1 protein-coding gene and 1 pseudogene are annotated in these 933 nt (G+C 29.4%); both read right to left on the reverse strand.

Annotated elements, in window-relative coordinates; genetic code table 11:
- Window positions 1–145: 145 nt before the first annotated feature.
- Window positions 146–649, reverse strand: coding sequence for a glycosyltransferase (locus D479_RS19500; protein ID WP_008640557.1), 504 nt, complete (start codon window positions 647–649; stop codon window positions 146–148).
- Window positions 646–933: pseudogene (locus D479_RS19505) on the reverse strand (polysaccharide biosynthesis protein); the annotation flags it as partial. The pseudogene D479_RS19505 and the gene D479_RS19500, both read right to left, overlap by 4 nt.

Raw genomic sequence — 933 nt, forward strand, 5'->3', positions numbered from 1 at the left:
TAAAATTTGATAAGGTAATCAATGATTTTAAATTTTTTTCCCTTAAAATTAGAAGTAATATAATACGGCGTATAATCAAAATGTTCTGCCATTGAATTCACTCTAGCTTGATTGCTGTGCCATACTATAAAAACATTTTTTTTCATTACATATTCTCTCCTATACTGTGTAAATACTCTCTAATGTCGTTTGTTATCTCTACCCCATTATCAAAAGGTAATGAATCTGTAAACACTACATTCCTTACACTATTAATTCTTTCATTTAATTCTTCCATATCATTTACTACTTCTATTAACTCTTTACTATTAAATAATTGAGCAATTTCCTGTTGATGATCGTCTATATGTTCACCATATTTTTTTAATCTTGGTACAACTATTGGTTTCTTTTTGCCTTTTAAACATGTAATTATAGAGCCAGTACCCCCATGTAAAATAGTTACCTCGCTACTTTGTATAAACTTTTGCATCTCTTCGATTGACAAAAAATCTTTAAAAACAAAGTTTTCACTACTCACTTTATAATGGTATCCACCTGACTGAACAATAACTTTTTCTCGCACTACACCTAATTCACACAAATTATCTAGCTTGTGAATCAATCTATCAAATCTAAACCTTTGAGTGCCTAAAGATACAAATATCAATATAACGTCCCCTTAAATATAGCTTTTTCATAATATTGTAATAATTCTTCAGATTGAACATATGTCCTATTAGATACTCCAAACATGTTAAGCAACTTACCAGTTATTGTGGGAGAATTAACTTTTGCAAAACTCTCTATAAAAATAACTTTGCACTTAAAGAGCTTTGATATAAAACACAAAGGGACTATAGCCCCCGCCCCAGTAGTAATTATCACATTCGGCCGTTCTCTAAAGATAATCTTGAAGCTCTTAAAAATATTTTTTAGGAAAATTAAAATAAA

The organism is Halobacillus sp. BAB-2008 (genome assembly GCF_000328325.1).
Classification (GTDB): domain Bacteria; phylum Bacillota; class Bacilli; order Bacillales; family Halobacillaceae; genus Halobacillus.